This window comes from Microbispora sp. NPDC049125 (assembly GCF_040802045.1).
Taxonomy (GTDB): Bacteria; Actinomycetota; Actinomycetes; order Streptosporangiales; family Streptosporangiaceae; genus Microbispora.
Genome location: NZ_JBEZDW010000006.1, coordinates 1 through 8,198 on the forward strand (window position 1 = coordinate 1; position 8,198 = coordinate 8,198).

Here is an 8,198-nt window from a genome sequence, read left to right on the forward strand (position 1 = left end):
TGGGCGTTGATGACCAGGCGGGTCAGGCGTGAGGTGCGGGCCAGGCGGTGGATGTCGCTGATCGGCAGCAGATGCCCGGTAGCGATCAGCAACCCAGGCGCGAGCCGATCGGGGGCATGCCCACACGTACGACACGCATCCGAAGATGCTGCGGCACCCGCGGACGCGCCGGTACCTATACGCGCGTCCCGGTCTGCGCGTCCCCCGCTGCCCGCACCGGTGCCCGCGGACCCGCTGGCGTCCGCACGCGCGCCAGCACCCGCACGGGTGTCCCGGTCCGTGTCTCCTTCGCTTCCTACACCTGCACCCATGCCCGTGCGTGAGCCCATGCCGCTGTCCACGCCGGTGCCCGTGCGTGTTTCGGTGCCCGCGCGTGTGCCTGTGTCCGGTTGTTGGTGATCGTGCCCAGGCGGGGATGCCCCGCCGGATGGGGCCTCCTGGCGGGAGTCCTCCTCGGGTGGCCGGAGGTGCCCGAGTCGGTGGGGTGTGGTGTCCGGCTGGAGGGTCGGGGTGGAGATCGACTCGGTGGGCTCGGTGGGCTCGGCGGGCTTTGCAGGCTGGCCGCGCTCGGCGGAGCCGGTGGTCGGCTCGCTGGTGGGTCCAGCGGCTGGATCAGTGATGGATCCGTTGGTGGGTCCGGTGGCCGGGTCGGGGGTGGATCCGTTGGTGGGTCCGGTGGCCGGGTCGGGGGTGGCACTGGTGGGCTCGTCCGGTGTGCGGGCAGGGTGGGCAGTCTCCTGCCGGAGGCCGTCGTCGTCCTGCTGCCGGGGGCCGTCACCCTGCCAGGGGCTGTCGTCCTGCTGCCGTGGGCCGTCCTCATCCTGCCGGAGGTCGGCGTCTTGCCAGAGGGCGTCGCCGTGCTGGTGGGGGCCACCGTCGCTGCTGTCGTCCATGCCGGGTGCGGCAGGTACGTCATCGGGCATCGATTCGGCGCGCACCAAGACCAGCAACTCGCTGGAGACCTTCTTGGTCAGCAAGGCCGCGAACGCGTCAGCCTGGCGCACCCGCAACGGCCGGTCGTCGTCTTTGTCCTTGGGACGGGCGTAGGCCGTCATGAACTCCACCAGCGCGGCGGACGCCTCCCGCGCAAGGCGGAACTCCCCCTCCACCCCACCGGTACGCGACTGCCGCAACAACAAAAACCGGGCGGCGTAATCGTCGTCGCACTCCTTGTCCAGCGTCCCCGGATTCAGCAACTCCCGCAGGTACCGGCCGACCTTGGCGATCTCCGCCGGAGAACCGTTCCCGGCCAACTCCGCCACGATCGGCTCAGCCCGCACGGCATCCTCGTCACTCAACTTGGCCGTCACCGCCGTAATCGCCTCCACCGACCCCTCCGGCAACAGACCCAAAGCAAACCGCTCCCGGATCACCGGCAAACGAGCCAACTCCACGGCCATCCGCATCAGCTGAGCCGCACCCCCCTTACCCATCCCCGGCCCGACCCTCCCCACCGACCCTCCACCAGCACCGACCGCATCACCGCCGACGGACGCGCCTGCCGTGCGGGCCGCAACAGTGCCGCCCGCACCGGGAGAGACGGGATCGGCAGTGGCCAGGCCGGTGGCCGGGTCCGTGGTGGCCGGATCGGGAGTGGCGGGGTCTGTGGTGGCCGGGCTGGGAATGGGCGTGCTGGAGCGGAGCCAGGTCCCGGTGGAGGCATGCCCATGCGCCTTGGCCTCACCAGTGACATGAACCCGCTCCACCCGGGCCGCCAGCGCCGACGTCACCAGATCCCGCGCCCGTATCAACGTCTCCGCCTCATCCAGGCACAACGCCGGGACGTCCGGCACGGCGGCAACCGCCAACCGCCCGGCGATCCGCAGCAACTCACCCGCCAGCACCCCCGACCCCGCCACCCCAACACCAGCGTCACCAACACCGGCGCCGGCGCCAACACCGGCGTCGGACCGGTCATCGCCGGGTGATCCGCCCACCGGAACGCCGCCATGAGCGTTGTGGTCGCTCCTGCCCGGCGAGACGAAACACGGATCAAGCGGGGTGCCCTTCAACAGCTCCGGAACCGCCCCGCTCACCGCGCCGACATCATTGGTGAGGGCAAAGGGGAAGGCCGGCACGGGTGAGGAGTGCTCCTCGGCCGAACAGCCATCAATCGAATCAACCGACACCTCAAGCACCCCCTTCACCACCGCCGGAACGGTCCAACAACTCCCACGCTATCGACCGCTACCGACAAAACACGGTGCAAAGCCCGGACATAAGACCAGGTCACAGACGTCGTAAAAGATCTACCAACGTTGGACCATCGTCTCCGAACGACTGGAAGAGCGTCCCCGAGCGGTTGCGCGTCTGCTCAAGCGGCTGGAGTTCCGTTCCCCCGCAGGGCTGGGCGCTCGTCTCCAAGCGGCAGGCAGCGGCAACGGGCAGAGCAGGTTGGCCGATCGGCGAGAGTGGATCACGATAGGCCTACCTGCCGGCTCCACCGCCTGGATATCCGACCGGGGAAAGGTCCAAACCCGGGTCCGGCTTCAGCCTCGAAAAGGCGGGTGGAGCCGACCGGCAAGCTATGCCGTGGTCAGACCGGCGAGCAGATCGTGGACCGCGTCGAAGGCGATCACGGCATCGAGCGGGTTGGAGTAGCTGCGAGACCAGACGATCACTCCGGCACGGATTCGGGCGACCATGACGATGCGGGAAGCGAACCGCTTTCCAGTGGCGACGACCCGGCCGTGGAGCCGGTACTCGGCCACGACGACTTCGGGATCGGCCGTCTCGTGGATGTGAACGTCGTCTACGGAGTCGAACTCCTGCACGCCCACCGCCGCCTTGAGGTGAGCCCGGAACGCTTCACGTCCCGGCTCCGGCTGCGGTGCACCCGGGGGAAGAAACGGCATCTCGAAGACGGCGTCTTCGGCGAACACATCGGCCATGCCCTCCGAGGGTCCCTCTGCGGTGAGACGAAGGAGGCGTTCGACGATTGCGCGCGGTGTGGAAGGGGACATGAGACACTCCTCAAGACGATAAGCGGTGCCATTGCCCCGGTTACTATACGGGGCGTATGCCCCGGTTGTCTGCGGAGAACCGAATCCCAGAGCGATGTATGGATATGGGGACGATGAGTACCACGCGGCCGCTGCGGGCCGACGCGCGACGCAACAGGGCACGGATCCTTGAAACGGCGCGAGCCGCCTTCGCCGCCGAGGGCATCGGCGTGTCACTGGACGAGATCGCCCGCCGGGCCGGGGTCGGCCCAGGCACGGTCCACCGTCACTTCCCGACCAAGGAAGAACTGTTCGAAGCCGCCATCGAGGAGCACCTCGAACAGCTCACCTCCAAGGCGCACTCAGCCCTGCAAGCCGACGACGCCGGATCGGCGTTCTTCACCTTCCTTCTCCAGATGATCAGCGACGCCAACGCCAAGCAAGACCTCGCCGACGCACTCGCCGGAGCAGGAATCAACTTGGCAGACGCGACCCTGCAGGCCGCCGCGGACCTGCGAGAGGTCTTCGCGGAACTGCTGGCGCGGGCTCAACGCGCCGATGCGGTCAGAGCTGACGTGGACGCGGCCGACGTGCACGCGATCGTCCTGGCTGCGCTGACCGCACAACGCCAACGCGCCGACCTCGCCAAGCCCGGCCGTCTGGCAACCCTCGTGCTTGACTGTCTGCGTCCGGGCTAGGCCGCTCGCGGGGCGGGCCGGCCGGCAAGCTCCATCTGTCCGCCGACCGCTGTCCTTCGTCCTGCCCCTGGGCCAAGCCGGAGACAGCCCGCAGTTTCGCGCCGTGCCGGCCCGCATCAAGATCCGCCTGCCCGTCGGCCGCCCGCGCACCCCGCCAGGCGCGGTGGCCGCCGACAAGGCCTACTCCTCCCGCGGCAACCGCGCCTATCTGCGCCGACGCCGCATCAAGGCCGTCATCCCGGAGAAGGCCGACCGGGCGGCAAACCGCGAGAAACGCGGCTCCCGTGGCGGCCGCCCGGTCACGGACGATTCAGATCTCTACCAGCTGCGCAACACGGTGGAACGCCGCATCAACCGGATCAAGGAGTGGCGCGGGCTGGCTTTCCGCTTCGGGAAGACTCCCGAAAGCCACCTCGCCGGCCTTCGTCTACGCGGGACCATCTTGTGGGTCCGAAGCCTTCAATCCATCTGATGAGCCGAAGGCCTGTGCAGGCCCCTCAGTCGCTTCGCTCACCATAAGGACGATCTTGCCTTTGACCCGGCCGGTCTCGCTGAGCTCGTGTGCCTTCGCCGCGTCCGCCAGGGGTAGGACCGTCTCGATGGTGACCCGGAGGGTGCCGCTTTGTGCCAGTCCGGCTATCGCCTCCAGGTCGGTCGCGGATGGGGTGAAGCCGAACTCCACGAAGTGCAGGCCGCGCTCGTCGGCCAGCTTGCGTACGGCGCTGCGGTCTGGGCCGGTGCCGCGCACGTCGATGAGCGTCCCGCCGGGCGCGAGGGTGTCCAGCGAACGGAGCCCATAGTCGTCAGCGATCGGGTCGAGGACGACGTCCACGTCGCGCGCCACCTCGGCGAAGTCGACCTGCGTGTAGTCGATGAGCTCGTCGGCGCCCAGCCGGCGCAGGAAGGCGTGCTTGTCGGCGCGGGCGGTGCCGATCACGTACGCGCCGCGCGCCTTGGCGATTTGCACGGCCAGGTGGCCGATGCCGCCGGCGGCCGCGTGTACCAGTACGCGCTGCCCGGCGGTGATGGGCGCGACGTGAGTCAGAGGCTGCCAGGCGGTGAGCGCTGTGGTGGGCAGCGCGGCGGCCTGCACATGGTCCAGGTTCGACGGCATCAGGCTCAGCCACGTGTCCGGCACCGCCGCGTATTCAGCGTAGGCGCCGTTGGGCGGGAAGGCGTTGCCGAACACGGCATCGCCCGGACGCAACCGGGTCACCGCCTCGCCGACCGCCTCCACCCTGCCCGACAGGTCCAGCCCGAGAGTGAGCGGTGGTTCGAACCTGTGCTTGAGCAGTCCGGAGCGGATCTTCCAGTCGGCAGGGTTCACTCCGGCAGCCTTGATCCGTACGAGCACCTCGTTCGGGCCCGGCTCAGGCCGTCCGGTCTCAACGACCTCCAGCACCTGCGGGCCGCCGAAGGTCCGCTGGCGCACGGCCAGCATGCGCGTACTCATCGCCCACGTCCTCGTCATAGTCACTGCGACCCGTCCGGCCGCGGCTTCCATGCTGGTCGTCAACGGTACCTGTAGTAAAGAAGGCACCCATATGATATCTAGGTACCCCATGGATACCGCATCGGCTCATGACTCTGAGGGCGTGGCTCTCACCTATCGCCGCGATTGCCCCTCGCGCACCGTCATTGAGGTCCTGGCCAACAAGTGGGCACTGTACGTTCTGGCAGCCCTGCGGCGACAGGACGATCCCATGCGTTTCAACGACCTGCGGCGGCTCCTGGAGGGCATCACACAGAAAATGCTGGCCCAGACGCTGCGCGCGCTGGAACGCGACGGCCTGGTCAGCCGTACGGTCTATCCCACCGTTCCGCCTCGGGTGGAGTACGCGCTGACCGAGCTGGGCGTCGAGGTCGGACAGCTGACCACCGCGATCGCCGACTGGTCGATCGCGCATGCCTCGGAGATCCTGGCCAGCCGCCGGACCTTCGACGCCCGCACGCCCGCCGAGGCCACCCCCCTCCCCTCTGCGTCCAGCTGATGGGCCGGCGGCCGGAACGACGCCAACCACCCGGCGGCAGACGCGACTTGACCGGGGCCGTCCCATCGCCGGTGAGGTCACTACGCGCCATACCTGTGCCCTACCGGGTCGGACGGCATTGTGCTCGACAATTCACAACCAAATGATCCGAACTCCGAACAGGACCCAGGAGCCCCCAAGCCCGTCGCCCTCGGCGTCTGACGACGTACACAGGCTCTGGCCGACCCTCGAAGGACTTCCGAAGCCGACCTCTAAGGGGTAGCCCCAATAGGCGGGCGTGAAGGTGCAGGGTTGGCCCGGATCCGCTCGTGCCCGGTCATCTCTAGCGTCGAAGAGGGTCGACGTAGGAGATGGACATGGTCCTGTTCGTTGGACGTACGGTGGAGCGCGACGCCATCCGGGCCGCGCTGCGGGAGCGCGCGGGGATCCTCGTCGCGGGCGAGGCGGGCTCGGGACGCAGCCGGCTCCTGACCGAGGCGACAGCCGCTCTGGAGACCAGCCGCACACGGGTCTGCCGGATCTCCGGTGTGGAGACCGAGGTGCCCTACGGCGCGTTCGCTCATCTGCTGCCCGGCTCGCCGGGGCCGGTCAATCCGATCAGGTGGGCAGCGGACATCGTGGCGGGAGATCTCCCGCTCATCCTGGCGGTGGACGACGCCCATCTCCTCGATCCGCGGTCGGCCGCGCTGGTGAGGCATCTGGTGGTGCACCGCGGTGCCCGGCTGGTGGCGACCACGCTGTCCGGGACGGATCTTCCCCGGCCGATCACCTCGCTATGGAAGGACGGCCTGGTGTCCCGGCTCGACCTGCGGCCGCTTTCGCCGCAGGATTCGGCACGGCTGGCCGCGGCGATGCTGGGCGGGCCGGTGGAGGAGCTGACGGCCCGGCGGCTCTGGCATGCGACCCGGGGCAACGTGAGCTTCCTCGTCGAAATCATCTCCTCCGGATCGTTCACGCAGACCGGCGGGGTGTGGTGGTGGCGCGGTGAACTCGTGCTGAGCGAACGGTTGCGGACGCTGGCGGAAACGGGCCTCGGCCGGCTCGACGAGGCCGAACGCGAGGTGCTGGAGTTCGTCGCCCTCGGCGAGCCCCTCGACCTGGACGCGCTGGTCACCCTGACCTCACCTGACGCGGTCGAAGGCGTGGAGAGGCGTGGCTTGGTCACGGTGGTGCCTCACGGCTCGCGTCTGCGGGTACGGCTCGCGCATCCCATCCACGGCCAGATCATCAGATCCTGGTGCGGCCCCGTCCGTACGCGCAACCGACTGGAGCGGGTCGTCCGGCTCCGCGGCCCCGACGAGGGCACGGGAGGCGCCGAGCTCAGCGCCCGGGAGCTGGAGATCGCCCGGCTCGCCTCATGGAACCTGACCAACAGGGAGATCGCGGGCTGGCTCACGCTGTCGCCACGCACGGTCGCCAACCACCTCTGCCGCGTCTACACCAAGCTCGGCGTCAACGACCGCAAGGATCTCGCGCTGCTGCTGGTGTGAGCGGCCGCGGTGGTGCGGACGGACGCGGGGCTGTGAGCGGATGCGGTGGTGTGAGCGGGCGCCGGGGCGTGAGCCGGGGCTGACGGTGGAGATCTGGCGACGTGTTCCGAGGCTCGCCGCGCCTGCCGGCACCGACGACTGAAGACTCCTTGACAAGTTTTTTTGTCGGCGATAGCGTACGGTCATGCCGGCCGCGAAGACCGGGGCAACGTCCCGGGGCGGAGAGGCCGGGCACCGATTCGGCGACACATTCACTGGAGGAGCGAATCCCATGCGCATCGTGATCATCGAGTTCATGAGCTTGGACGGCGTCGTGCAGGCGCCGGGCGGAGCCGACGAGGACACCGACGGCGGCTTCGCCCACGGCGGCTGGTCGTTCCGCTTCTTCGACCCGCAGGTGGTGGGTGGTGCGTTCTCCGACGCGATGACCACGACCGAGGCGCTGCTGTTCGGGCGCCGCACGTGGCAGAAGGCGGCCGAGGCGTGGCCCGAGCGCGCCGGAGACCCGTTCGCCGACCAGATGAACGCCATCACGAAGTACGTCGTCTCCGACACGCTCCGCGACGACGAGCTGACATGGAACAACACCACGCGCATCGCCGGGAACGAGGCGATCGACCACATCCGGAAGCTGCGGGAGACCGACGGCGGCGACATTCTCGTAATCGGGAGCTCCTCCCTCGCTCGCACGCTGATGCGCGAGGGCATGGTCGACGAGCTCCGCCTCAACATCGAGCCGGTGATCCTCGGCGGTGGCAAGAAGATCTTCCCGGACGACGGCGCGCTGCGCGCGTTCGAGCTGGTCTCCACGGTCACCAGCCCGAAGGGTGTGCTCGCGTGCACCTACCGGCCGATCGCCGAGGGATAGGCCGGGCCGGCGGCGCGTATGTTCGCCGGCCAGAGCCGGCCCTCGCCCGTCGACGAGCCCGCGAGCGGTCCGCGCGACCTCAGATCAGCACGGCCTTGGATCAGCGCGAGCGTTCAGATCAGCACGGACCTCAGATCAGCACGGACCTCAGATCAGCACGGACCTCAGATCAGCACGGACCTCAGATCAGCACGGACCTCAGATCAGCG

6 protein-coding genes and 2 pseudogenes are annotated in these 8,198 nt (G+C 68.9%); 5 read left to right on the forward strand and 3 right to left on the reverse strand.

Features of this window, described 5'->3' with window-relative positions; genetic code table 11:
- Together AB0B72_RS09055 and AB0B72_RS09060 are read right to left on the reverse strand one after the other, a co-directional pair.
- Positions 1-1,859: pseudogene (locus AB0B72_RS09055) on the reverse strand (hypothetical protein); the annotation flags it as partial.
- A gap of 666 nt (positions 1,860-2,525) precedes the next feature.
- The gene (locus AB0B72_RS09060) at positions 2,526-2,963 is read right to left on the reverse strand and encodes a nuclear transport factor 2 family protein (RefSeq protein WP_367738059.1); all 438 of its coding nucleotides are present in this window, start codon (positions 2,961-2,963) and stop codon (positions 2,526-2,528) included.
- 113 nt (positions 2,964-3,076) lie between these two features.
- Here AB0B72_RS09060 and AB0B72_RS09065 point away from each other — a divergent pair, with 113 nt between their 5' ends.
- Complete coding sequence (locus tag AB0B72_RS09065; protein ID WP_367738060.1) at positions 3,077-3,640, forward strand: TetR/AcrR family transcriptional regulator; 564 nt, start codon at positions 3,077-3,079, stop codon at positions 3,638-3,640.
- A pseudogene (locus AB0B72_RS09070) lies at positions 3,631-4,112 on the forward strand (transposase); the annotation flags it as partial. The gene AB0B72_RS09065 and the pseudogene AB0B72_RS09070, both read left to right, overlap by 10 nt.
- Here AB0B72_RS09070 and AB0B72_RS09075 read toward each other — a convergent pair.
- The gene (locus tag AB0B72_RS09075) at positions 4,068-5,093 is read right to left on the reverse strand and encodes an NADP-dependent oxidoreductase (RefSeq protein ID WP_367738061.1); all 1,026 of its coding nucleotides are present in this window, start codon (positions 5,091-5,093) and stop codon (positions 4,068-4,070) included. The pseudogene AB0B72_RS09070 and the gene AB0B72_RS09075 sit on opposite strands and share 45 nt — an antisense overlap.
- A gap of 109 nt (positions 5,094-5,202) precedes the next feature.
- Here AB0B72_RS09075 and AB0B72_RS09080 point away from each other — a divergent pair, with 109 nt between their 5' ends.
- The 3 genes from AB0B72_RS09080 (at position 5,203) to AB0B72_RS09090 (ending at position 7,989) form a co-directional block, all read left to right on the forward strand.
- A complete protein-coding gene (locus tag AB0B72_RS09080; RefSeq protein WP_367738062.1) occupies positions 5,203-5,631 on the forward strand; it encodes a winged helix-turn-helix transcriptional regulator in 429 nt (142 codons plus the stop codon).
- Positions 5,632-5,987: 356 nt separating this feature from the next.
- Positions 5,988-7,121, forward strand: a complete 1,134-nt coding sequence (locus AB0B72_RS09085; RefSeq protein ID WP_367738063.1) for a LuxR C-terminal-related transcriptional regulator — start codon at positions 5,988-5,990, stop codon at positions 7,119-7,121.
- A 271-nt stretch (positions 7,122-7,392) separates the two neighbouring features.
- Complete coding sequence (locus AB0B72_RS09090) at positions 7,393-7,989, forward strand: dihydrofolate reductase family protein (protein WP_367738064.1); 597 nt, start codon at positions 7,393-7,395, stop codon at positions 7,987-7,989.
- Positions 7,990-8,198: the final 209 nt, after the last annotated feature.